At 57.9% G+C, this 23,753-nt stretch carries 24 protein-coding genes; 12 read left to right on the top strand and 12 right to left on the bottom strand.

Going from position 1 to position 23,753, the window contains the following annotated elements; genetic code table 11:
* Positions 1-5: 5 nt before the first annotated feature.
* A complete protein-coding gene (locus AC0V6L_RS08525) occupies positions 6-1,304 on the bottom strand; it encodes a metal-dependent hydrolase family protein (RefSeq protein WP_486153867.1) in 1,299 nt (432 codons plus the stop codon).
* A gap of 150 nt (positions 1,305-1,454) precedes the next feature.
* Here AC0V6L_RS08525 and AC0V6L_RS08520 point away from each other — a divergent pair, with 150 nt between their 5' ends.
* Positions 1,455-2,192 carry a DUF2059 domain-containing protein gene (locus tag AC0V6L_RS08520; RefSeq protein ID WP_486153866.1) on the top strand — a complete coding sequence of 246 codons (738 nt, stop codon included), beginning with the start codon at positions 1,455-1,457 and terminating at the stop codon, positions 2,190-2,192.
* A 1-nt stretch (position 2,193) separates the two neighbouring features.
* Here the strand turns inward: AC0V6L_RS08520 and AC0V6L_RS08515 are convergent, their stop codons facing one another.
* Positions 2,194-3,189, bottom strand: coding sequence for a MipA/OmpV family protein (locus tag AC0V6L_RS08515; protein ID WP_486153865.1), 996 nt, complete (start codon positions 3,187-3,189; stop codon positions 2,194-2,196).
* Between the two features lie 190 nt (positions 3,190-3,379).
* Here AC0V6L_RS08515 and crtY point away from each other — a divergent pair, with 190 nt between their 5' ends.
* From crtY to AC0V6L_RS08480, 7 genes are all read left to right on the top strand, one after another.
* Positions 3,380-4,621, top strand: coding sequence for a lycopene beta-cyclase CrtY (gene crtY / locus AC0V6L_RS08510; protein WP_486153864.1), 1,242 nt, complete (start codon positions 3,380-3,382; stop codon positions 4,619-4,621).
* Between the two features lie 62 nt (positions 4,622-4,683).
* Entirely contained in the window at positions 4,684-6,195 is a 1,512-nt protein-coding gene (locus tag AC0V6L_RS08505) for a phytoene desaturase (protein ID WP_486155083.1), read from the top strand.
* Positions 6,192-6,626 carry a hypothetical protein gene (locus tag AC0V6L_RS08500; protein ID WP_486153863.1) on the top strand — a complete coding sequence of 145 codons (435 nt, stop codon included), beginning with the start codon at positions 6,192-6,194 and terminating at the stop codon, positions 6,624-6,626. The genes AC0V6L_RS08505 and AC0V6L_RS08500 overlap by 4 nt, the downstream gene beginning before the upstream one ends.
* A 1-nt stretch (position 6,627) precedes the next feature.
* Positions 6,628-7,209: an LOG family protein gene (locus AC0V6L_RS08495; protein WP_486153862.1), complete on the top strand. Its 582-nt coding sequence runs from the start codon at positions 6,628-6,630 to the stop codon at positions 7,207-7,209.
* The gene (locus AC0V6L_RS08490; RefSeq protein ID WP_486155082.1) at positions 7,209-8,192 is read left to right on the top strand and encodes a phytoene/squalene synthase family protein; all 984 of its coding nucleotides are present in this window, start codon (positions 7,209-7,211) and stop codon (positions 8,190-8,192) included. Before AC0V6L_RS08495 ends, AC0V6L_RS08490 begins: the two co-directional genes overlap by 1 nt.
* Before the next feature lie 164 nt (positions 8,193-8,356).
* Positions 8,357-8,869, top strand: coding sequence for a hypothetical protein (locus AC0V6L_RS08485; RefSeq protein WP_486153861.1), 513 nt, complete (start codon positions 8,357-8,359; stop codon positions 8,867-8,869).
* Between the two features lie 6 nt (positions 8,870-8,875).
* Positions 8,876-10,417 carry an acyl-CoA carboxylase subunit beta gene (locus tag AC0V6L_RS08480; RefSeq protein ID WP_486153860.1) on the top strand — a complete coding sequence of 514 codons (1,542 nt, stop codon included), beginning with the start codon at positions 8,876-8,878 and terminating at the stop codon, positions 10,415-10,417.
* 109 nt (positions 10,418-10,526) lie between these two features.
* Here AC0V6L_RS08480 and AC0V6L_RS08475 read toward each other — a convergent pair whose 3' ends face one another.
* Positions 10,527-11,816, bottom strand: a complete 1,290-nt coding sequence (locus tag AC0V6L_RS08475; protein ID WP_486153859.1) for a multidrug effflux MFS transporter — start codon at positions 11,814-11,816, stop codon at positions 10,527-10,529.
* A gap of 100 nt (positions 11,817-11,916) precedes the next feature.
* On the opposite strand from AC0V6L_RS08475, the gene dinB reads away from it, so the two are divergent.
* Positions 11,917-13,089 (top strand): DNA polymerase IV, encoded by a 1,173-nt coding sequence (dinB, locus tag AC0V6L_RS08470; protein ID WP_486153858.1) that lies wholly within the window; start codon positions 11,917-11,919, stop codon positions 13,087-13,089.
* 31 nt (positions 13,090-13,120) lie between these two features.
* Here dinB and AC0V6L_RS08465 read toward each other — a convergent pair whose 3' ends face one another.
* The 4 genes from AC0V6L_RS08465 to AC0V6L_RS08450 form a co-directional block, all read right to left on the bottom strand.
* Entirely contained in the window at positions 13,121-13,603 is a 483-nt protein-coding gene (locus AC0V6L_RS08465; protein WP_486153857.1) for an NUDIX domain-containing protein, read from the bottom strand.
* Positions 13,591-14,226 (bottom strand): 6-phosphogluconolactonase, encoded by a 636-nt coding sequence (locus tag AC0V6L_RS08460; protein WP_486153856.1) that lies wholly within the window; start codon positions 14,224-14,226, stop codon positions 13,591-13,593. The genes AC0V6L_RS08465 and AC0V6L_RS08460 overlap by 13 nt, the downstream gene beginning before the upstream one ends.
* 131 nt (positions 14,227-14,357) lie before the next feature.
* The gene (locus AC0V6L_RS08455; protein ID WP_486153855.1) at positions 14,358-14,819 is read right to left on the bottom strand and encodes a Dps family protein; all 462 of its coding nucleotides are present in this window, start codon (positions 14,817-14,819) and stop codon (positions 14,358-14,360) included.
* A gap of 143 nt (positions 14,820-14,962) precedes the next feature.
* Positions 14,963-15,526: a hypothetical protein gene (locus AC0V6L_RS08450; RefSeq protein ID WP_486153854.1), complete on the bottom strand. Its 564-nt coding sequence runs from the start codon at positions 15,524-15,526 to the stop codon at positions 14,963-14,965.
* A gap of 142 nt (positions 15,527-15,668) precedes the next feature.
* On the opposite strand from AC0V6L_RS08450, the gene AC0V6L_RS08445 reads away from it, so the two are divergent.
* Complete coding sequence (locus tag AC0V6L_RS08445; RefSeq protein ID WP_486153853.1) at positions 15,669-16,463, top strand: SDR family oxidoreductase; 795 nt, start codon at positions 15,669-15,671, stop codon at positions 16,461-16,463.
* A 148-nt stretch (positions 16,464-16,611) separates the two neighbouring features.
* Complete coding sequence (gene nfsB / locus AC0V6L_RS08440) at positions 16,612-17,304, top strand: oxygen-insensitive NAD(P)H nitroreductase (RefSeq protein WP_486153852.1); 693 nt, start codon at positions 16,612-16,614, stop codon at positions 17,302-17,304.
* A 510-nt stretch (positions 17,305-17,814) separates the two neighbouring features.
* Here the strand turns inward: nfsB and AC0V6L_RS08435 are convergent.
* Positions 17,815-18,573 carry a MipA/OmpV family protein gene (locus AC0V6L_RS08435; protein WP_486153851.1) on the bottom strand — a complete coding sequence of 253 codons (759 nt, stop codon included), beginning with the start codon at positions 18,571-18,573 and terminating at the stop codon, positions 17,815-17,817.
* A 212-nt stretch (positions 18,574-18,785) separates the two neighbouring features.
* On the opposite strand from AC0V6L_RS08435, the gene AC0V6L_RS08430 reads away from it, so the two are divergent.
* Positions 18,786-19,970, top strand: coding sequence for a helix-turn-helix domain-containing protein (locus tag AC0V6L_RS08430; protein WP_486153850.1), 1,185 nt, complete (start codon positions 18,786-18,788; stop codon positions 19,968-19,970).
* 17 nt (positions 19,971-19,987) lie between these two features.
* Here the strand turns inward: AC0V6L_RS08430 and AC0V6L_RS08425 are convergent, their stop codons facing one another.
* From AC0V6L_RS08425 to AC0V6L_RS08410, 4 genes are all read right to left on the bottom strand, one after another.
* Positions 19,988-21,433, bottom strand: coding sequence for a S41 family peptidase (locus tag AC0V6L_RS08425; protein WP_486153849.1), 1,446 nt, complete (start codon positions 21,431-21,433; stop codon positions 19,988-19,990).
* Between the two features lie 46 nt (positions 21,434-21,479).
* Positions 21,480-22,157 carry a hypothetical protein gene (locus tag AC0V6L_RS08420; protein WP_486153848.1) on the bottom strand — a complete coding sequence of 226 codons (678 nt, stop codon included), beginning with the start codon at positions 22,155-22,157 and terminating at the stop codon, positions 21,480-21,482.
* 97 nt (positions 22,158-22,254) lie between these two features.
* A complete protein-coding gene (locus AC0V6L_RS08415; protein WP_486153846.1) occupies positions 22,255-22,653 on the bottom strand; it encodes a hypothetical protein in 399 nt (132 codons plus the stop codon).
* Positions 22,654-23,225: 572 nt separating this feature from the next.
* On the bottom strand, positions 23,226-23,705 hold the full coding sequence (locus AC0V6L_RS08410; protein WP_486153844.1) for a winged helix-turn-helix transcriptional regulator: 480 nt from the start codon (positions 23,703-23,705) through the stop codon (positions 23,226-23,228).
* Positions 23,706-23,753 lie beyond the last annotated feature (48 nt).

The raw sequence follows: 23,753 nt of genomic DNA, 5'->3' as shown, positions 1-23,753 counted from the left end.
CGATATCATTCGATGACGCGGCCGCGTACCATGGTAAATTCAACATTTTCCAGCGTGGTCACGTCATCGAGCGGGTTGCCCTGTACCGCGATCAGATCAGCGGAAAAACCCGGCGCAATCCGGCCCAATTCGCTTTCCATACCCAGAATTCGGGCCGCGCCGGTGGTGGCGCTGGCCAAAGCTTCGCGGTTTGACATTCCGCCTTTTACGAGCAGCGCAAATTCGCCCGCATTCTCCCCATGCGCAAACACGCCTGCATCGGTGCCAAAGGCGATGTTCACCCCGTATTCGCGAGCGCGCGGGACAATCGTATCGGCGATCTCGCTGACGGCGCGGATTTTCTCCTCAACCACAGGGGTGTAAAAGCCAGTGCCCAGCTTCTCTTTAATGCCCGCAAAGGCCATCAGAGTCGGGATGAGAGTGGTGCCGCTTTCCTTCATCGCGCGCGCTGCATCCTCGTCCATATAGGTGCCGTGTTCGATGGTGTGGACGCCCGCTTTGGCCGCTGCCTCAATCCCGCGCGCGCCATGCGCGTGAGCGGCGACTTTCAGGCCCAGCAATTCCGCCGTCTCAACAATCGCGCGCATTTCTTCGGCGGTAAAATGCTCTTCGAGCCCGCGCCCCTGCTGGCTCAAAACGCCGCCTGTGGCGGTGATCTTGATCAGGTCCGCGCCGTATTTCGACGCAGTGCGCACTTTTTCAGAACATTCCACAGCCCCCGTACAGGTAAAGCCGGATGTCAGCACATCATCGACATGTTTGTGAAAGCCGTTCACATCGCCGTGCCCGCCGACAATGCTGATTGTGCGCGCTGATGTCACAATGCGCGGACCGGGCACCAGCCCCTGAGCCGTGGCCGTGCGCAGGCTTTGTGTGACCTGATCGGTGCGCGAGCCCAGATCGCGAACCGTGGTAAAACCTGCAAGCGCGGTGAGGCGCGCATTCTTGGCCGCGATCAACGTGTAATATTCCGGCGGCGTGGTCGCCGCGCGCCAAAATTCGCCCGATGGATCGCCGGATAAATGCGTGTGCAGATCGATAAGACCGGGCAAAACGGTCTTGTCCGACAGATCGATCATGCGCGAGACTTCTTCCTCAAGCGCGTCTTGAGTGGCCACATCCACCCTCAACACATTGGTGATGACGCCGTCCTTGATGACAATCGTCGCAGGCCCCGTGGGGTCGCTGCTGGCATCAACAATAACATTGCCCGCGCGCACCAGGATCGTCTCCGCTGAAACAGGCGCGCTGACCAACGCGGCAAGGCTGATGCATCCGGCGGCCAGTTTATGAAGCAAGCCCATTGTTTTTCTCTCCCGTTATTTCAGCCGCTTGATGCGCGCGTGCGAAAACGATGGCAAGGCTTTGGCTTGCCGATAAGACGATTTTAGCACATACACATCGCACGGAGCCTCGCCAAAATAGGCGTTTTAACAAAGCGATAGGACAATCTCATGCGGAGTTTATTGAGCGCATTTCTGGCATGTATGCTGGCTTTTGCGCCGCAGATGCTGGTTGCGCAAAATGCCGATGAACAAGACGGATTTTCGCAGCTTGCCTTCGCCGTGGCTTCAGATGATATCGCAAAATCGCGGTTTGAACGTGAAATGGAAATCGGCTTTGTCGCGGTGCTTAGACAGGATGCTGACGTCATGCAGCTGGAACGCGACTGCCCTGGTTTTGTTGACGGGTATACCGCTGCTGTCAGACCGATAATGTACCGCTTCCACATGTCAGACAATGATTGGTATCGCGGCAAATTGGAGGGATTGTTCAAACAGAATGTGTCGGAGGAAGAGGCGGCAGGGGCAGCCCGGTTTTTTGGCTCTGAACTGGGGCAACGCTTTCTTGCCACAGCCATCGCCAGCCAAAGCGCAGACAACACAATTGCCGAAGTCCTTGAAGCAGAAGACGACAATCTGACGATTTCAGCGGAAGCCTACAATGCTGACAAGCAGGAAGGCGTGAAGCGCTTTCTCAAGGCGTTTGATGCGGATGAAACCCGCAGGTTGGTCACGATATTTGCACAGGCAAGCTGGTTCCCCGCATTCAAAACTTTGGAGCCCAATATAAACGCGCTCGGCCTTGAACTGGTCAATCGGGACTACACAGACGAACAAAATGCCGAATTTGATGCCGCTTCAGAAGCATTCATTTCGGCGCATCTTGATGCGTGCGAAGCGGGGGAATGACCTAAAACGTATACGCAACGCCCACACCGACGATGAACTGATCGGCATCCCCGCGAATATTTGTGAACGGTGTGTCTGCACCATCGCCCAAAAGGCGCGAATACCCGCCAATCGCATAGATGCTGAAACCGCCATTCAATGCGTTGCCATCCAGATCGCGAGTGAAGATTGCCGTGGCGCTGGCTGAGTTTAACCCGCCATCCGCGCCGAACACCGGAAGGCCGCTCAGCGCGCTGTCAGCCGGGCTGACATTGTAATAATATTCGGCGAAATCATCGTCCACAAATTGCAGGCCCAGGCTCACATTCAGCAGCGCGCTGCGCGAGACAGGGGTCAGATATCCAACGCTCGGCTCAACCAGCATCCCGCCATGCGCGCCGGCCACATCCCAGCGGATCTGAGTGTTGAACGAAACGGAATCGCGTTTGTGCAGCACGCCGGGTATGCTGACCCCGCCGGTCAGGCCAACCTCGACCGCCAGATCCAGATCTTCCAATTGTTCCACCACATCATCGCGGACCTGCGCGGCCCGGTCATTGCGGATGCGAAATGCGGGGCCGAAATTGAACTCAACATCGCGCCCCGACCCGATGGCCGGGCCGGGTGACAGCAGATCAAGCGCAAGGCCCGGACCATTGGGGCGCAGGCCAACGCCGCCCACACGGCCAACGATCAAAGGCAGCGGAAAGACATTGTAATCATCAGAGCCGGAATAGCTGGGCACCAGACCCACACCGATGCCGATGGTGACCCAGTTGTCATCAAACACGGGCTTGATCCGGGGCGGCTGCCGGGTCTGGGGCGAAACATCCGCTTTTGGGTCCGCTTCCTCCTGCCCGGACACCTCCGCCTCCATTTCAGCCCCATCCTTAGCGAGCTCCTCCTCAGCCAGTGCCTCCTTAGCTAGGGCAGGCGCATTCAGCGCGAATGCGGCGAGGAAAGCGGCGCTAATGCGCGAAAGGCGCAATTTTTCGGATGGCAGAATGGACAAGAGCACGGAGGGGAGAGACCTTTTTGCAAGAAACATAAGCGACAACAAACAGATGCAAGCACGCCGCTCGCCGCCTCCCGTTCCAATGAGCGGGCGCGTGCGAAGTTCCAATTGGGCAACACGTATTCGCGGCTTAACCGCGCCGCCCGCGCCGACATTGCCCGACGCGGCCCATGCGCCTAGGGCGTTGAAACAGATGAACGACTCAGTTTCAGATGCGGGCGCACAGATAGGCAGCGACGTCGCAATTGTTGGCGGCGGGCTTGCTGGCGGGCTGCTGGCGCTTGCATTGCACCAGCGCGCGCCAGATGTGCGGTTTGTGCTGCTGGATGCAGGCAAAACGCTGGGCGGCAATCACCGCTGGAGCTGGTTTACAAGCGATCTCGATAAGGCCGCGACCGATCTTTTATCCGCCTTCCCCCAAAATGCGTGGGATGATGGCTATGAGATACACTTCCCCCGCTATGGCCGCGAATTGCCCACCGGATACCGTTCCATGGCGAGCGAGGATTTCCACACAGTCCTAATGGCGACCCTGCCGGAAGGTTCGGTGCGCCTTGGCACCCGCGCGCGCGGGCTGGACGCTGATGGCGTCACCTTGGAGGATGGCTCCAAAATCGCAGCAAAGCGCGTGATTGATTGCCGCACCTTCACGCCGAGCGAAAACCTCGCAGGCGGATGGCAGGTCTTCCTTGGCCAGCATATCCGCACCGATAAACCCCACGGCCTCACCCGCCCTGTCATCATGGATGCCACCGTCGATCAGGTCGCACCTTACGGCAATGGGGCGGCCTACAGGTTCGTTTATGTCCTGCCTTTGGCGCAGGATGAGGTGTTTATCGAAGACACCTATTACGCCGATCACCCCAGGATGGACCGCGATCAGCTGTGGTCGCGCACGCAAAGCTATGCCCATGCAAAGGGGCTTCACGGCGAGGTTATCGGGCACGAAGCCGGAATTCTGCCTGTTGTATCCGGCGGCAATTTCGATGCGGTGCTGGATGAATTGCGCATTCCCGGCGTTGCCATTGCCGGATCGCGCGGCGGGTTTTCGCACCCCCTCACCAGCTACACCTTGCCATTTGCAGCCGATAACGCGCTCGCCATAGCTGGCCTTCTGGCCCGCGCGCCGCAGACGAGCAGCGCTGATCTGGCGCAGTTTTGCGAAGACCGCGCCCGCGCGCATTGGCAGGAAATGGCGTTTTACCGGATGCTGGTGCGCATGCTGTTCGAAGCGGCAGACCCCGCCCAGCGCGTGGTGGTGCTGCAACGCTTTTACGGCCTGTCAGGCCCTCTGGTGGAACGCTTTTATGCCGGCGACAGCTCGTTAAGAGACAAGCTGCGCATCCTCTCAGGCAAGCCGCCCGTAACTATACCCCGAGCGATGAAAGCCTTTTTCTCGCGCGGAATTCCACTCAGCACGGAGAAACCTGCATGAACGCAGATGCCAAACTCAACCTTGCCCCGGCACAACCAGGCGGCAAAGGGATCAATCCCGACATGGCGAAGAAATATGCAGGCAAATCGGCATGTGTAATCGGCGCCGGTTTTGGCGGGATGGCGCTGGCGATCCGGCTGCAATCACACGGCATCGCGACAACCGTCGTCGAAGCGCGCGACAAGCCGGGCGGGCGCGCATATTTCTGGGAAAAAGACGGCTTCACCTTCGATGCAGGCCCCACGGTGGTCACCGATCCGCCTTGCCTTGAAGAGCTGTGGGAATTGACCGGCCACGACATCGCCGAAGATGTTGAGCTGATGAAGGTTATGCCGTTCTACCGCCTCAACTGGCCCGATGGCACCAATTTCAATTATTCGAACGACGAAGACGAACTGAACGCCGAGATTGCCAAGCTGAACCCGGATGATGTCGTGGGTTACCAGCGCTTCCTCGAATATTCGGCGCGCGTTTATGAGGAAGGCTATCTGAAACTTGGCACCAAGCCGTTCCTCGATTTCAAAACCATGTTGAAAGCGGCCCCTGCTCTGGTGAAGGAGCAAGCGTGGCGCAGCGTCTATTCGATGGTCTCCAGCTATATCAAGCATCCCAAACTGCGCGAGGCGTTCAGTTTCCATTCGCTGCTGGTGGGCGGCAATCCGATGAAGACATCGAGCATTTACGCGCTCATTCACAAGCTGGAAAAAGACGGCGGCGTGTGGTGGGCGCGCGGCGGGACCAACCGCTTGATCGCAGGCATGGTTCGCCATTTTGAACGGCTCGGCGGGACAATGCGCATGGGCGATCCGGTGGTGCAGGTCCACACATTGGGCACGCGCGCGGATGAGGTTGAGACGAAATCGGGCTGGAAACAGCGTTTTGACGCGGTCGCGTCCAATGGCGATATCATGCATTCTTACAAGGACTTGCTGTCAGATTCCCAGCGCGGCCAGAAAATGGCGAAGAGCTTGAATAAGAAGAGCTTTTCACCCTCTTTGTTCGTCGTCCACTTTGGGCTTGAGGGAACATGGCCCGGCATTGCGCATCACATGATCCTGTTTGCTGAGCGGTATAAGGGTCTGCTTGACGACATCTTTTCAAACGGCGTCCTGCCTGAAGATTTCGCGATCTATCTGCACCACCCAACCGTCACCGATCCCAGCATGGCGCCCAAGGGCAAGAGCACGTTCTACGCGCTCGTCCCCGTAGCTCACATGGGCAAGATGCCGGTGGATTGGGATGAGGTTGGACCCAAGCTTGAGAAAATGGTCCTCGATGAAATCGGCCGCCGCCTGATCCCGGACATTCATGACCGGATCGTGACCAAGTTCTCTTACGCGCCCAAGGATTTCCAGCAGGATCTCTCCGCCCATATGGGCAGCGCGTTCAGCCTAGAGCCGCTCTTGTGGCAAAGCGCATACCTGCGCGGCCACAACCGCGACGATGTCATCGAAAACTTCTACCTCGTTGGCGCAGGTACGCATCCGGGTGCAGGCATTCCGGGCGTTGTCGGCAGCGGCAAAGCGACGGCTGGCATTATGCTGGAAGATTTGAAGGTGAAGGCGACTGCATGAGCCTTGTCGACACCGTGAATGAAAGCTGGGGTTGGGCTGGCTTCACCGCGCAGAAAATTCGCGCGCAAAGCCCGATGGGCCACTTACTAATTTCTGATGCTGACAACCAATTCTACTACCTTGATCCTGATGGGATGAGCATAATTGCTCTGGGTGACCAAGATGCGGCGCAAGCGCACCTAGATACGAACGAAGCCAGAGAGCTTTGGTTCGGCGGTGAGCTGATCGCTAAAGGTCTGGAATTGTTAGGTGAACCCGAAGAAGGTTCAGTCATTACGCTCAAGCCGCTTTCGCTGCTGCAAGGTGACTATGCGCCTGAGAACCTTTGCATTCTCCCACTGGAAGAACTTATTCGATTTACTGGTGAAAGCGCACAACAATTGAAAGACCTGCCCGAGGGCTCACAATTCAGAGTTGAGGTCACCGACTGAAATGAAACGTCTCGCTGTTTACTGCGGCTCTGCCACGCCTGAAGACGCGCGCTATATAGCGCTTGCCAGCGAAGTTGGCGCTACACTTGCGCAGCGCGGCATTGGCGTTGTCTATGGTGGCGGCAGGCTTGGTCTGATGGGTGCGGTCGCCAATGGCGCTGCCGAAGCGGGCGGCGAGGTTATCGGGGTCATCCCCGAGGCGCTCGTCAATTCCGAGGTTGCCAATCACAATTGCGATGAGCTTATCACCGTGTCCGGCATGCATGAGCGCAAACAAAAATTCACCGATCTGTCCGACGGCTTCGTAACTCTGCCCGGCGGCGTGGGCACCATGGACGAATTGTGGGAAGCGATGAGCTGGGCGCAGCTTGGCTATCATTCGGACCCTGTGGGGCTGCTCAACGCGTTCGGGTTTTACGATGATTTGATCGCGTTCAACGCGAAAATGGCCGAGATCGGCTTTGTTCGCCCTGCGCATCAAGGCATTCTTGTGGCGGCGGATACAATTGCGGATCTGCTGGATAAGATGGCGGCGTATCAGCCGCACACGCCCATCTTTCAGATGAAGGCGGATGATTTGTGATGCCTCCCAATCGCGAGATCCCCGCAAATAGCTCAATGACCTCCCCCGAAACCCGCGCAGCTCTCGTCGAACATTCGCGCCTTGCGATCAAACAAGGCTCGCAGAGTTTCTCCGCCGCCTCGCAATTGTTCGACAGCGAAACGCGAGAGCGCGCTTGGCTGCTTTATGCGTGGTGCCGCCGGTGTGATGACATTGCCGACAATCAGGTGATGGGCGGCGAACTTGGCGATCAATCCGATTTGGACAGCCGCTTGGCGCTAATCCGCAAACTGACGGCCAAAGCGTTTGAAGGCAAACCCACAGGCGATCCTGCCTTTGACGCTTTCGGCATTGTCGCGCGCGAAGTGGGCCTCACCCCGCAAATGGCCGAAGATGTCATTGCCGGGTTTGCTCTTGATGCCGAAGATTGGCGCCCGCGCACCGAAGCCGACATGATGCGCTATTGCTACCACGTGGCGGGCGCGGTCGGTGTGATGATGGCGGTGGTGATGGGCGTGGACCCCGCTGATAGCGACACGCTGGACCGCGCGAATGATTTGGGGCTGGCCTTTCAGCTGTCAAACATCGCGCGCGATATCGTCGAAGATGATGCGGCAGGGCGCTGTTATCTGCCGGTCGAATGGCTGGTCGAACAGGATATCGAGCCGGGCCAGCACACCAAGCCCCACCACCGCGAAGAGCTGGCAGAAATGGCCGCGCGTCTGGTCGCTCTGGTTGAAAAACACGAAGCCGCCGCCCGCGTGGGTGCAGAACGCCTGCCATTTCGCAGCCGCTGGGCTGTCCTTTCAGCGGCGCGCATCTACGGCGCAATCGGGCGCAAAGTCCGCGCGCGCGGGACCGAGGCGTGGAACAGCCGCACCTATGTGCCGCGCGCAGAGAAAGCTTTGTACGGCGTGCGCGCATTCTTTTCGGCAGTGATCAACCGCGAGAAACACCCTGATGGCCCGATCACCTGGGGCATCGCGGATTTTCGGCCAGCCTAGCCACTACCCTAACCGTCACCCCGGCGAAGGCCGGGGTCCAGACAACGGAGGTCTTGATCGCCGACGCCAACTGGATTCCGACCTTCGCCGGGATGACAAAAATCGAGACTGGATTGCTTCGCCTTCGGCTCGCAATGACGAACACTTTCGGTTAGCTAGTGTCCATGATTAAACACGCCCTAGCCGCAACAGCGCTCGCGCTCATCGCCGCACCCCTCGCCGCTGAAGAAACCGCCGAGGCGCCAGTCACCGCCGAGGCGCACGTCACCGCCGCCGTGGACGCCTTTTTCGAGGCCCTTCGCAGTCCCGACAAAACCGCCCTTGCCGACACCATGGCGCAAGAAAGCGTCATCTTCGTCCATGATCGCCGCGATCCCGACGATCCCAAAATCCGCATTGTGGCTGCTGGTGAGCACCTTAAAGGCTGGGAGCAAACGCCTCCGGGCACGGACGAATATATGAGCTACACTCAGGTTCAGATCGACGGCACCATGGCGCATGTGTGGGGGCCGTATGTGTTCCTCGTGAACGACACCCCCACCCATTGCGGGATCAATTCGATGAGCCTTGCCAAGTTTCCCGAAAAGGGCTGGAAAGTGACCAACACAAGCTTCACCATGACTTCGCTCGATGAATGCGAGGCACTTGGTGCGCCCATGCCTCAAACTGTCGAATAACGCACCATGACGTGGGAAAAAGAACTCGAAGAGCTGCGCGCGCGTGAGGCGATGGCGGAGCAAATGGGCGGCGCGGATAAAGTCGCGCGGCAGCACTCTCGCGGCAAAATGGATGCGCGCGCAAGGCTGGCGGCGATCTGCGATCCCGGTTCTTTTCGCGAAATTGGCAAGATTGCGGGCGCGGCGCGCTATGATGACAAGGGGGATTTAACCGGCGTCACCCCTGCCCCGTTCCTGTTTGGCAAGGCCACTGTCCATGGCCGCCCGGTTGTCGCCACAGCCGATGATTTCACCATTCGCGGAGGCGCGGCGGACGCTGGCATAGCGCGCAAGATGGTGCAGGCTGAACAAATGGCGCATGAACTGCGCCTGCCGATTATCAAGATGATTGATGGCACGGGCGGCGGCGGCTCTGTCAAAACGCTGGAGCAAATCGGCGCGACCTATATCCCCGCCGTGCCCGGCTGGGGCGAGACGGTGCGCAATCTCGACACTGTCCCCGTGGTGGCTCTGGCGCTCGGTCCGACGGCAGGATTGGGCGCGGCAAGGCTGGTGGCAAGCCATTATTCGGTGATGGTGCGCGGGCTTTCCCAAGTCTTCGCCGCTGGCCCTGCAGTCGTGGCTGCCATGGACGGCGATGAAGGAACCGACCCGCGCGACAAGGAAGCGCTGGGCGGCGCGGATATACACACCCGCAACGGCGTTTGTGATGATGAAGTAGCATCAGAGGCTGAGGCATTTGCGCGCGCGCGCCATTTCCTCAGCTTTATGCCAGAGCATGCAGGGCAACTCGCCCGGCGGGCAGAATGCACCGACCCGGTGGACCGGCGCGAGGAAGCCTTGCTCAGCCTTGTCCCGCATGAGGCCAATCAGGTCTATTCCATGCGCCGCGCGATGGAGATGATCCTCGATAAAGGCACCGTGTTTGAAATCGGCAAAAACTGGGGCCGCGCGGCGATTACTGCGCTGGCCCGCCTTGATGGCTATCCTGTCGCAGTGGTTGCGAGCGATCCAACCTTCCTCGGCGGATCGTGGGAAGCGAAAACCAGCGAAAAAGTAGAACGCTTCGTCAAACTCGCCGACCAGTTTCGCCTGCCCATCGTCCACCTCGTTGACAATCCCGGCTTTATGATCGGGCGCGAGGCGGAAATGGCGGGCACGATCCGGTACGGCGTTCAGGCCATGAATGCGATTTACAAGGCCACCGTGCCGCTTGCCAGCATCGTGATGCGCCGCGCTTACGGCATTGCAGGCAGCGCGATGAGCAATGCCGAGCGGTATCAGTACCGCTTCTGCTGGCCATCGGGCGATTGGGGCAGCCTGCCCATCGCGGGCGGATTGGAAGTTGCTTACAAATCGGAACTCGAAGCCGCCGAAGACCCGGAAGCTGAACTCGAAGCCATCAAAGCACGTCTGGCGAAAGTCACATCGCCGTTCCGATCAGCCGAACGCTACAATGTCGAGGACATTATCGACCCGCGCGATACGCGGCCTTTATTGTGCGAATTTGCAGAGCTGGCTTGGCGTAAGCTGGAGAGTGAGAGGTAGGAACGGCCCAAGGCCGCAAGGGCGACCGCCCGCCCGCAGGTGCCCGTAGCGCAGCGAAGGAAAAGCGCCGAGGATGCGCGCCCGGATGGGGGCGCACAAACAATAACCCTCAGATATTCTTCATCTTTGTTGGCCCGGCAATCCGATCCGGCGGGCCAAACAATTTGCCTTTCTCGCTGAACAGCACCAGCAGCAAGCAGACAATCCCGCTTGCCAGCAAAGCAATCGCCAGCGGGCGCGCGGTGCCATCGAACGCCTGGCCGATTACCGCGCCGATCACCGCCGCAATGGTCATGCGAACAAAGCCATGCGCAGAACTTGCTGCGCCGGCGATGGAGAAAAACGGGTTCATCGCAATCGCGCCAAAATTGCTCCCGATAAAACCAAGCAGCATCATGTTGATCGCCATCAGCGGCACAAATTCATACAGGCTTTCATTGGGTTGAAACGCGAACCAGACCTGCACAGAGCTTACCGCGATAAAGGCAAACAGCGCCGTGTGGCTGACCCGGCGCGCGCCAAAGCGTTCGACGATGCGCGAATTTGACCAGCTCGCCACTGCCATCGACCCTGCGCAAATACCGAACACAACAGGGAATTGATCGCCTGCGTCAAATGCCTCTGTGATCAATTGCTGGGCTGAATTGATAAAACCAAACAAGGCGCCAAACACCAATGTGCTGCCGAAAACATAGCCGACCACGCTTGGCACGCTTAACGCTTTGCCCATATTGCGCGCGATCACCGGGGTTTCGATGGGCTGGCGGTTTTCTTCTGAAAGGCTTTCGGGCAGGCGGAAATACACCCATGCGCCGATTAGAATTCCTTGCAGGGCCATCGCGGCAAAGATCGCGCGCCAATCGGCGACCAGCAAGATCAATTCGCCAATGCTGGGCGCGATGGCGGGAACCATCAGAAAGATGACGAAAATCAGGCTCATCATCTTGGCCATTTTATCCCCGCCCACCCGGTCGCGGATGATCGCAGGCGGCAGCGCGACAATGCCTGCACCAAAGAAACCTTGAACCGCGCGAATGCCGATCAGCATTTCAAACGAGGTTGCAAAAGCGCTGAGCAGCGACAGCGAAATATGCACCGCAATCGCGCCGAGCAGGATCGGGCGGCGGCCAAAGCGGTCCGCCAATGCGCCGGGCACCAGCGCGCCAATCCCGGCGGTAAGCAGGTAAATGCCGATCACATATTGCCGGTCATTGCCTCCAACATTCAGATCGAGCGCCATTTCATCCAATGCAGGCAGCATCGCATCAATACCGAAGGCCTGAAGCGCCATCAGCATCGCCATCATCCAGATCAGCTGAGTTTCACCCAGCGCTTTTGATGAAGTGGATTGGGAAGTGTTCGAAGCCATCGAGCCGCTATTGCCTGCTGGCGCGGCCATTGACCATTGTTCTTTTCGCATATGCACAAAATCCGCGTGCAACGTGATTGTTCCAAAGGGAGGTTACTTATCTCCGCTCAGCGACTAATTGATGGGAGTGATGAGCACCGATGCGGTTCCCAGTTCCCCGGCCAATGACCCGGCCCATGAAGAGGCTCCCAAGCAGGGCGACGAAAACGGACTTCGCAAGATCATCCATGTCGATATGGATGCCTTTTTTGCGAGCGTGGAGCAGCGCGACAATCCCGAATTGCGCGGGCGGCCCGTGGCAGTCGGCGGGTCAAGCGGGCGCGGCGTGGTGGCGGCGGCTAGCTATGAAGCGCGCAAATTTGGCGTGAAAAGCGCCATGCCATCGGTCACTGCGAAACGGTTGTGCCCCGATCTCGTTTTCGTGCGGCACCGCTTTGACGCCTATAAAGAAGCCAGCCGCCAGATACGCGCGGTGTTTGGCCATCACACCGAACATGTCGAACCGCTCAGCCTGGATGAGGCCTATCTGGATGTGACCGAGGACAGGCTTGGCATTGGCAGCGCGACCCGGATTGCCGAGCTGATCCGGCAGGAAATCCGCGCCAAAACGCAGCTGACGGCAAGCGCGGGAGTGAGCTACAACAAATTCCTCGCCAAAATCGCGAGCGATCAGAACAAGCCCGATGGCATTTGCGTTATTCGCCCCGGTGAAGGCGCACGGTTTGTGGCCGGGCTTCCCATTCGCCGCTTTCATGGTGTGGGGCCAAAGGCGGAGGAGAAAATGAACCGACTTGGCATTGCCACTGGCGCTGATCTGGCGGCTAAAGACATCGCTTTCCTTCGCGCCAATTTCGGCAGCATGGCCGATTATCTTTACCGCGCCGCACGCGGGATCGACCTGCGCCCTGTGCGCGCGCACCGGGTGCGCAAATCTGTTGGCGGAGAGCGGACCTTCAGCGAGGATATTGGCGGCGGCGCGGCTTTGCGCAGCACGCTAGAAGATATCATCGAGATTGTGTGGAGCCGGATTGAGGCGGCTGGCGGCGGCAAAGACACACCGGTGCGCGGCAAGACCATCACTTTGAAAATGAAATTCAACAATTTCCAGCAAATCACCCGGTCAAAATCAGTGCCGCACTGGATTGAAAGCAAAGCGGAAATGGCTGGGCTTGGCCGCGCGCTGCTGGATGAAGAATTGCCGCTGCCCATGCCGATCCGGTTAATGGGACTGACCTTGTCCAATCTAGACCGGGGCAAAGCGGCAGACGAGCCCAAAGATGATGCGCAGCTGAGCCTGCTTTAAGGCGACCCGCGGCGCTTTTCCTGTCTTGGCGCTATCCGCGCCGGTCGGCCCACGCATCAAGCCGCGCGCGCGAAATGCGGCCTGTATTGGATGGCAGGGCATCCGCAGGGAAAAAGCGCGCCTCCACCACTTCGCGGCCATCGGGGCGCGGTGTTTGTGTGGTGGTTGCCGCAAACAGATGGCCGATATGGTGCGAGCCGGAAATGGTCTCCTCCATCGTGCCCAGGGGTACAAGCGCGCCCGGCGAAATCTGCAATTCTTCGGCCAATTCGCGCGCGGCTGCGGCTGCAGGGTTTTCGCCCGCGCCAATCCCTCCGCCCGGCAGCGCCCAAACGGGCGGGCCATAAGAATGGCGCAGCAGCAGCACCTCGCCCGCCGGATTGGTCAGCACAATCGCCGCGCCTGCAATCGGCTTTCCCCGCCAGCGCCGCCAATAATGGCGCACCTTATGCGCCAGCGGCATAATCGCGCGGTGCACGGGTGCGGGGATCGCCTTTATAATCAGGTGAAGCATGTAATCTGCGGCGGCGCGGGGTGATCTTGCGCCGCTGCCAGCAGCCGGGCAATCGGCAGATCATGCGCTCCTTCCACCGCGCCAGTGAACACGCTGCGTTTTTCATCGCCGCGGATCACAAACAACAGCATCGCGGCCGCCAGCAATGCCGGCATGGTCAAAGTGATGCGGTCAAACGGAGCCTCTGGCGGGAGCGGATCGGGCGTCAGGCGCAGCACGCTACGCGTTTCATCGGCTTGCGGATCGGTGTTTGGAAACAGCGAAGCGATATGCCCGTCTGCCCCCATTCCGAGCCAGACGAGCGTAAATTCCGGCGGCTCAGCCTCTTCATGCAAAGCGTTTACCAGCGCGCCCAAAGGCTCAAAAATCGCGCGGATTTTGCCGGTGTTCGAAGCGGGGTGATCTTCGGGGACGATGCGGTCATCGGTGGGCCAAATCACCAGCCGGGTGAAATCGAGATCGCGGCTCGCCAGTTCTTCAAATATTGGAAACGGCGTTGACCCGCCCGGCACCGCAATCGCCAGATCGCCTTCGCTGGTGGCCAAAGCCCAATCGAGAAATGCTGCAATCCGATCAGCAATATCGACCGCGTCCTGCCCGCCCAGAAATTCTATATTGTCCATCGCGCTTTCACTCTTTCAAAAGCCGCGCATAGCAAAAAGGCCGCCCCCGCCTATAGCGGAAACGGCCTTTTGGACGGGGTTTATTGCCCCTTGTTCCGGGGGCGCTTGATACGCGCCTCTCCTGCTTTGTCTTAACCGAGCGCTGAATTGAGGAACCACACACGCTCTTCGGCCATGTCGGTCCAGTCATCTATCAGGCCGTCTGTCGCGTTGTCGCCTGCGGCATCTGCGGTTTCTTTCATCGCTTTCAGACGTGCGACCATGTTTGCGTTATCATCGCGCAATTCGCGGATCATATCATCCGCGCTGAGCGATGCGCTGTCCTGGTCTTTGACCTGCGTGTGCTGCGCGATCATGCCGACAGATGTGACCGTATCGCCGCCCAGTTTGCGGGCGCGTTCACCGATGGCATCGATTTGGTCGCGAATTTCAATTGCGTGCTCATCAAACATCAGGTGCAAGTCGCGAAAGCGCGGACCTTTCACATGCCAGTGAAAGTTCTTTGTTTTCACATACAGCGCAAAATGATCGGCCAGCAGGCCATTGATTTCGGCAACCATTTGAGTGGTGGAGTTGTTGTTAGGGTCAAGCATTTCTGCCCTCCTTTTAATCTGTTTGCACGCGAAAGACCGTCAGTATGGACGGGGGAACCGCGCGCCGCCTTCTTCACCTAACCAATGGATAAGGCGGGATTTAGTTTCGAGAAAAACGCATTTGCAGTGATCGGCAAAAGCGATCAGTAGATATTGTAACGAGCGTTCAATCCGATGAAGATGCCCGCAACAAACAAACACACGCCCAGTGCCATGCGCAGATAATAAAGCGGATAGCGCGCCAGCGTTCGTTCTCCGAGCAGCCAGCCCAGCGCCAGCGCCGCCGCGCCGCCCAATGCGCCGCCAATCGCAGCGGCTGGCGCGTAATTGGCAGCGGCGGCAAGTGCAAAGATGATAAAGCGCGGCCCGTCCCCGATCTGGCGAAAAAGCAGCACCGCGCTGATGGCAAAGGCAGACCGGGTCGGTTCTTTGGCGGGTTTCATTTTTACCGGCCACACGCATTCAATCGCGGCTGCCACCAAAGCAAAAGCCACCAGCATTTCCGCTGCGCGCGTAGGCAGGATATGCGCAATGGTTGCGCCTGCAAAGGCCAGCGCAACACCGCTGAACACCGCGCAGGCAATGCCAAACACCAAAGGCGGCACAGCGCGGCCTGTCGCATCGGACAAATTCGCCACAACCAATTGATCGCGCGCACCCTGAGCGCACACAAAAACCAGCAGCATAGTGAAAAGAAACGTATCCATTGCCCGCAGCTTTAGCGCGGCAAGGTTAACGAGCAAATCAATGCGATGCGCCCGCGCGCCGCCGGGACCGCTGGCACAAAGGGGCAATCCGGCTTAACAAGCGGTTCTTCAACGGCGCGACACAAAAGAGAGGCGACACCGCATGAAATTGGAACAGGGCATGGCCGCAATCGTAACCGGCGGCGCATCGGGACTGGGCAAGGCAAGCGCGAAGGCATTGGCCGATGCGGGGCTGAAAGTCGCGATTTTCGATATTAATGAAGAGGATGGCAAAGCGCATGCCGCCGCAATTGGCGGCACGTTCCACCAGGTCGATATCATGGACGAAGCTTCTGCCATTGCCGGATTTGAGGCCGCGCGCGCTGCGAATGGGCAGGAGCGCGCGCTGGTCCACTGCGCCATGGCATCCAAACGCGGCAAGACGATTGGCTATGACAAGGAAACGGGCGGCTACAAACGCTTGTCCAGCGAAGACTACGCTTTCGGCGCGCAAGGCATTCTGGTTGCCAGCTACCGCATGGCGAGCCTGAGCGCGCTGGGCATGGCGCATGCCGACCCCGTCAATGATGATGGTGAGCGCGGCTCTATCACTCTAACTGCCAGCGTGGCCGCGCAGGATGGTCAGATCGGCCAGGTGATTTACGGATCCTGCAAATCGGGCGTGAACGGCATGGTTCTGCCCATGGCGCGCGATCTGATGGATCTGGGCATTCGGGTAAATTCTGTCATGCCCGGCATCTTTGCAACGCCGCTAATGCTCGGCATGAAAGACCGCAATCCGCAAATGTGGGATCAATTGAACGCCAGTGTGCCCTTTCCCAAGCGGCTGGGCGAACCGGAAGAATTTGCCTCGCTGATCGTAGAGATTGCCCGCAACACTTATATCAATGGCCATCAATTCCGGCTCGATGGCGCGATCAGGATGCCGCCCAGATAAACGCGGGCGACAAGCAAGCGGTTATCAAGGGGCGCTCCTGTTCTGATTTGAAACTTTGCCGCCTCTCACCAGTTAGAGGGCCAAACCCGCAGAGCGTTTCAAAAGCGCTCTGCTGCGCAAAACCCTTTATCAGGAGACATCAATCATCATGACCAAAGCCGCACTCGCACCGCTTAACGCTGCCAGTTCCATCCTCGACAGCGCCAAATCGCGTTACACCACCAAGGAATACGACCCCGCCCGCCCGATCAGCGAGGATGATCTGGCAAAATTGCGCAGCCTGCTGCAATTCAGCCCGTCGAGCACCAATGCCCAGCCATGGCACTTTATCTTTGCCACTACCGATGAAGGCAAAGCGCGCGTCGCCAAAGGGACCGAGGGAGGCTTCAGCTTTAACAAACCCAAAGTGCTCAATGCATCGCTCGCGATTGTGTTCGCCTCGCGCACGCAGCTCATCGATGATTTCCTCGCGCGAGTGCTTGAAGTGGAGCAGGCCGATGGCCGCTTTGCCGAGGATCCTGAAGCACTGGCCAAGCAAACCGATGATGTGCGCAAAATGTTCATCAATATGAACCGCGATGCGGGCAAGCTTGCCGAATGGAACGCGTGTCAGACTTACCTCAATATGGGCCAGTTCATGCTGGGCGCAGCGTCCATGGGTATCGACACAACGCCAATGGAAGGCGTGGACCACGGCGCGCTGGATGCAGAATTTGGCCTGTCGGACAAAGGCCTGCAAAGCCTCGCGATTGTCACTGCCGGTTACCGCGCCGACAATGACTTTAACGCCGCCCTGCCAAAATCGCGCCTGCCCCTGGGCGATATCCTAACCGAAATTTGATCGGAGAGTTAAGCTGCCCGGAGTAGCTAGACCGGAGCGGTGAAAGGCATCGCGAAATCAGTGCAACCTGCTGATTTATATCAGCCCGCAAGGGGGCCGCTCGGAGAGAGTGGCCCTCTATGCGGGGCCCGGCCTGGTGTCGCTGGCGGTATAGGTGCTGGCCTTGCCGCGTTCTTCGCTTTTTTCGCATTCCAAGCGACAAGACGACGAGTAGCTGCAGGGTAGAGGCAAGCCGATCAATTTATCGCAACAATCCTCAGAGCGTTTTCGATTTCGTGAGACACCAGGACTGAGCGGTTTCCCGATGGAGAATGGCTTGGCTTAAATGTGTGCATGACACTTCGATGGAAGGGTTTTCATGGCTGGGTGCTGGTCGATGGACGCCAAATGATAGGATCAATTTTGCCGGGCCAGCCAACAAGTATCTCTGAGAGCAACGGCGGCAGTATTCGCGAAGTTTCGCCGTTTTAGATGCGCGCTTCACCGCCGCCTCCCCCCCAGCGCGCTCTCCTAGAATCGCCGGAGGAATGCCATTCCAGCTGTGCCGGTGTATTTCTGACCAACGAGCGGGCTTTCGCGAACTTCATCGCTTAAGAGGCGGAAATCGGCAAAGGCGATGACGGCGGTGCGGCGACCCAGCTGCCAGGCAATGTCGGCAGAAACCAGCGGCTCTATCGAGCTGTCCGGAGTGAACTGCGCAAGGGTGACGCTGGCTTCTGCAGGGCGCACACCGAACAAATGGTCATTCAGATTTTTATCGCGATATGAAACACCGCCCGCCAGATCAAAGGCCACTCTTCCCGTCTCGAATTCCACCCCAATCCGGGCGGATGTTTCATAACCATTGTGGATGTCCAGAATGTCGTGGGTGCCTTGGATTTCGACATAGGCAGGCCCCGCATTGAACCGCGCGCGAAGGCCTGCTTCGGCAGTTGTCTTGCGCTCAATCCCTTCAAATAGAGGGGATTCGGCAGGGTCCGTGAAAGCGAAGCGCGGCTCTGCCAGAGCGGTGAGTTCAAACACTTCATTATCCCAGAATGTGTATGTGAACCCATCGATACCGATATGCATGTTTTCCCAATCATAGGCGACATAGGGCAAGGGATTGGCCTCAACCTCATCCACGCCTTCATAAGCGCTAAAATCCGCAAGCACTGCGATGCCAAGGGTCAGCCCTTCGGATTCGCCCGGCCCTTGAAAGCCATCTTGAGCCAAAGCGGGTGTGCCAGCACACAGGGTAAGAGCGAAAAGCAATTGATTGATACGCATGTCATACTCCAAAAATTGGCCGGGATTTGGCCTTGCGCAGGTCAGGTGAAGGCAATGGAGTGGAGAGGCATCCGGCGGTGCGCTGAGAGACAGCAAAGCGTGTCTTTCCCCTCATATCGGGACGCGGCGGCCTTGCGGTGTACGCAGGTGCCGCCCTACGCATCCGGTCAACACGAACGCGGCGCGCGGAGCACCGCAATCAGGAGCGATCGTTGGCCAATCTGGATGTTTTCCTTGGTGTCTTAACCGCCGCGGCGCTGGGGCAATCTTTACTGAGTGCAAGCCTGCTATGGGTCAGCGAGGCTCCCAAAGATGTGCGCAACCCGCTCATTCTTTTCTTCATAGCCAATGCAGTGACGGAAGTGTCTTCGCTGCCTTCTCTGTTTGAATTTTCGTCGCCCAGCGCCGAACACGCCATCATCCTCGCGGGATTGCCTGCGACCTTGCTGCTCGCGCCTGCGGTGTGGATCTATCTCGTCGCTCTCACTTCGGAGCATCCGGTTCAACTGAGCAAGCGCCAGCTGTGGCATTTTGCTCCCTTTGTCCTGGGTATTCTGGTCTGCATCGCCATGGCGATCGTGTCAGAAGATGTGCGCGAGCAGATATTCGGTGATCAGCCCCGCACCGATGCACCCGTTGTGTTTTTCTCAACGCTGCTTGTGATTGCGATTATCCTGATGAACGCCGCGCAATTGATCGGATACACATTCCCGATAGTTCACCGGCTGCTTCGGTATTGGAAGCGCCTGCGCGACCTTTATGCGAGCACGGACAAGCGGGATCTGAGCTGGGTGATCTGGATGCTCGGCCTGTTGCTGATCAACGTGATCTGGTCGCTCTACGGAACGTTCTTCGAAACCGCTGGCCGTCAGGAAATCGTGGGCGAAGTCGCGAATGTTGCACTGATCTGGTTGCTGTCCGTCTGGGGACTGAAACAGCTTCCTGGCCTGCGCGCCAATTCCGTTTTGGAAGAGCCTGATCTTGCCGGCGGGGAAGACGAAGTCAGCGATCTCAACGACAGGGCGCGATACGCCAAATCGGCCTTGTCTGATGACTACATTGACCGGATCGCCAAAGATATCGAACGCGCCATGCGAACCGATGCGCTCTACCTAAATCCCAATCTGTCATTGAGGCATCTGGCCAGCCACATCACGGCCCATCCCAATTACGTGTCACAAACCCTGAACGGGCGTCTGAATGCGACCTTTTTCGACTATATCAATGGCTGGCGTATCCGCGATGCCATGCCTCGCCTCGCTCAAAGCGATGAGCAAGTGACCAATATTGCGTATGATGTCGGGTTCAATTCGCGGTCATCTTTTTACAACGCGTTCAAAAGAGAGACCGGGAAGACACCAACGCAATATCGGGAATGCGCGCGGACTGAGCCTTAGGGCGCTTTGTAAAGGCGCTAACGCTCTGAGCCGCCCAGGCGCGCTTTGATTGCCTGCACCAATCTGGCAACTGATCGCCTGTGGCTGGCCACCGGTTCGGCCGTGTCAAAAACCGTAATGGGAAGCTCAGGCGCAATTCCGCGCGCTTCCCAATTGCGCCCATCGGCATCGGTATAAATTTCATTGGACAAGGTAATCTCCCAGCCATTGGGCAGCTCTTTTTCGAGCACATCCGAAAATGCTCCGCGAGTGGGCTGGCCTGCATGGGTAACATTGGGAAGCGTCCTCAGGGCAAGCGTTAAAACTTCGCCCCCGCTGACGGTAGCCTGCGAGGTCAGAACATACACCGGACCTGTGAAACGCGCCCCGTCAAAAGGGGTGATGATATGGCCGAAAGGCTGCGTGATGGAACTGTCGGCTGCGCGCTTACTGTACCCAAGCACTTTGCCGCTTGCAAAGCGGCTGGCAATGGCGCGGCTGATAAAATCATAGCCGCCCATATTTACGCTCAGATCAATGATCAACGCTTTGGCCCCGCGTTTCTCAAACCGCTTGAACGCCTTGTCCAGAACGGAGTTCAGCTCAGCCAGATCGTCCGTTTCGCGTCCAAGCCCCTTGCCTGCAAATCCCGCTACGGTGATAAAATTCATATAGGCAATTTCGTCGTCCAGCATCCCGTACTGGATACGGTTATCGCCCGCCATCTTGCCGCGCCGTTTTAAGATGTCACCAGCGATGCTGCGCAGCCAGAATGCTTCGATGAATTTGTCATTCAGTTCGGATCGCGCGTTTCCTGTGCGTGCAGCTTCGTCAGTCAGATACTGGCTGACAACACTGGGATTGGCGTCAAACTTCTGGTCTGAACCATCCACCCGCGCAGTGATGGACACATGGCCATCTTTGATCGGCTCCAGCAAGCCGGAAAGGATGGCAAACAGGTCTTCATCCGATGTGCTCGCCGTAACCTTCGCTCGCGCACTGGCAACACGCGCCGCCCAATCCGTGTCGTAAAGATCGAAAAAGGCATAGTGCTCTGCGAAATAGGCTGCAAAAGCGTCGAAATTTCCGATGGCATCACCTCGTGCGGGCGCATTGCATTGGGCCGGGACGGTCTCGATACGGCTCATCTGCATCGGATAGTCTTCCAGCGTTGCCATGAAGCGTCCCTCAAGCCCGTCCGCCGCGATCTTCAACGCGCCTTTGCTGATATAGTGCTTCAGGTTTTCAACGCTGGTTTTGGAGGGAACGCACACATCACCTGCCACATGGTATAGCGCAGCGTTCGCGCCTCTTAGATCGAGGATGTATCCATAACCATCAGATTGCCAAACACCGTCAAGCTTTGATGCGCTTTCGCTCTGCAAACCAGAAGGCTTCTGAGCCGAGGCGCACCCGGATTGAAGGATAAGGGCGGCGATAATTGCGCTTGCGGATATTGCGCTGCGAAGGGCAGGTTTGGTCATGGATCATCTCGATTGGAACAATGGAATGGGACGTGATGAGCTGGCCTCATCCGCCTATGCGGCGCAGTTTTGAGTGTTTGCGCTTTTGGCGATCTTCAAAGGATTGCAGCAACGCCGAACCCTTCACATTCAGATCGAAAGTGGTGACGTAGGTCCGCCCATCAGGCGTGCGGGCACATTTGGCTTTCAACTCAAATGTATCGACGCGCGCGACGATCACCGGCTTGAATGACTTGGGCGCCGTAAGGGCAAAACTGAGGATCGCAGGCCGCTTTTTATCGACCGTTACGGTGCCGATCAGGTGTTTCATCAGCTTGATATCGTCGCTGTCGGTTTTGTCCGGTACAGGCTTGAACCGATAGGTCGCAGTCGCGGCATTTTGGCTTACCAAAGTGACGCCTGTGCGCGGAATACGCCGCGCAAAACTGTGACACCAAAAATCATCCGGCGCCTCTGCGTCAATGTCTTTCAAACCTTGGCGCTGCTCAGAATTGAGATCGGCGCGTTTGGGAGTTTGCATGACCACCCGGCTGCCCTTGGGCCGGTTTGGGTAAATGCGGGCGCGGCCTTCAAAATCATCGACTGTCAAATCAAGCTGATAGGAATAGACAGGCCCCTGGAGGCTTGCATCCAAGGCCGCTTTAAGCGGGTCGTTCGCTTTGGCCTGACCCGCGCTGCTCAAGGCGATCAGCGAAAGGCATGGAAACAGAAATGTGCGCAGCATGAAAACGTTCTCCTTGGTTCAGGAGCCACTTGGATATCGGGCGCGCTGGCAATTGGCGTCCGGTCATGGCGGCAAAGACACCATGCGAGCAGCCCGATCACTCGCAATCAAAGTCTGGCTTTTCATAGCCCACAATGGTCCATCCATTCGTGCCTGCTGGCACCGCATATACGGTGTAAAAGCACGTCTCCTCCTTCAGATAACCTCCAGAGCTGCGCACGCGTTCTGAGCTTGCGTTGCGCGTGACGACTTCATCAACAGTGCTTTCAAAGGGGACCATGCTGGTCTCAACCATTTTCCATTGAAAAGCGCGCCGTCCATCCGGCATGGCAAAAGTGTTTTCATAAGGGCCATAGCGCGCGGCAACGCTTGCAACATCGCGGCCCACAAAGCTCTGCATGATCTGGCTAGCGCAAGCGCTTAGCGCGAGGCCGCTGAACGCGATCATGATTATGCGTGAGATATGCGAAATGCGCGGCGGCTTTGCTATCATCATTGTTCGCTCCTGCGAGGTGTGGAACCTGTTTTCCGTTCCCGCAGATGTAGAAAAACAAAGACGCGCCCGCATCCGCCTGTGAACGCAAGGACACGTTTGAAATTCCAATTGATCCGGGCCCGCTGTGCGCAACTGGGTCGCGTCTAGATCGCTGCAACGGGAATTCAATCGAGGACGCTGCGCAAGTCCGTGCCCAAGTATGAATCGAGTAGTTCCCTCGCTTGACGCTGGCTTCTAACTCGCAGGCAAGAGCCTATGGCCAAAGGCCGAGGACAGGATGCAACTGCCTATGCTGGTGCACATTGCCTGCGCAGAATGCTCGACGAGCGGTTCCACAAAGTCACAAGGGATAAATGGTGTGCCGAGTGGGCAGGTAATCACCGTTTCCAAGCCTGCTTCTTGCGCCCAATGCATCGCAGCATGAAGTCCAGCGATTGGTCCAATTCCGCCTTCCAATTTATCGCGGCCACGGGCAGGCCTAAATGTGCGTAGGGTCAATCCAACGCTGCATTGAACCTTTCCTCTGCACGCGACTATCCATCCGCAATTTGCCCCCTAACCGGCTCAGGCGCCTACAGGGCCACGCCTGACCGGGTTGAAGTTTGGAAGGTCTTGGCGTTTGCGTGCTGACATTTGCCTCGGATCGATCGCCTCGCGGCACTCCGGGCAAGCGAGCAACGGTTGAATATCGTGACCGCAGGCCAAGTGAGTGCGCAGTATCGGGGGCCTGCCTCGTCCGAATAATAGGTGTCGCCCCAAGTTACGATTGTGGACAGCACGGGATAAAGCGCCACGCCTTTTTCGGTCAGTCGATATTCGTAACGATCCGGCCCTTCTTGATAGAGGCGGCGTTCAAGTACGCCGTGATCTTCGAGCCTTTGGAGCCGGTTTGAAAGTGTGGTTCTGGGAATATCCAGCCGCTCCTTAAAGTGCTCAAATCGGCGCACGCCAAGGAAACAATCGCTCAAGATCACAAGCGTCCAACGGTCTCCCAGAACCGCTGAAACCCGTGCGACAGAACACTGCTCACTGCTCACTTCATTCCATTTCATGATGCGATCAATAACAGCCTCACTGGCCAAAGTCCATTTTTTGGACTA

Source organism: Erythrobacter sp. JB1-15 (assembly GCF_057365035.1).
The sequence above is the reverse complement of the archived record's forward strand: the minus strand, read 5'-3'. Positions and strand labels throughout refer to the sequence as shown.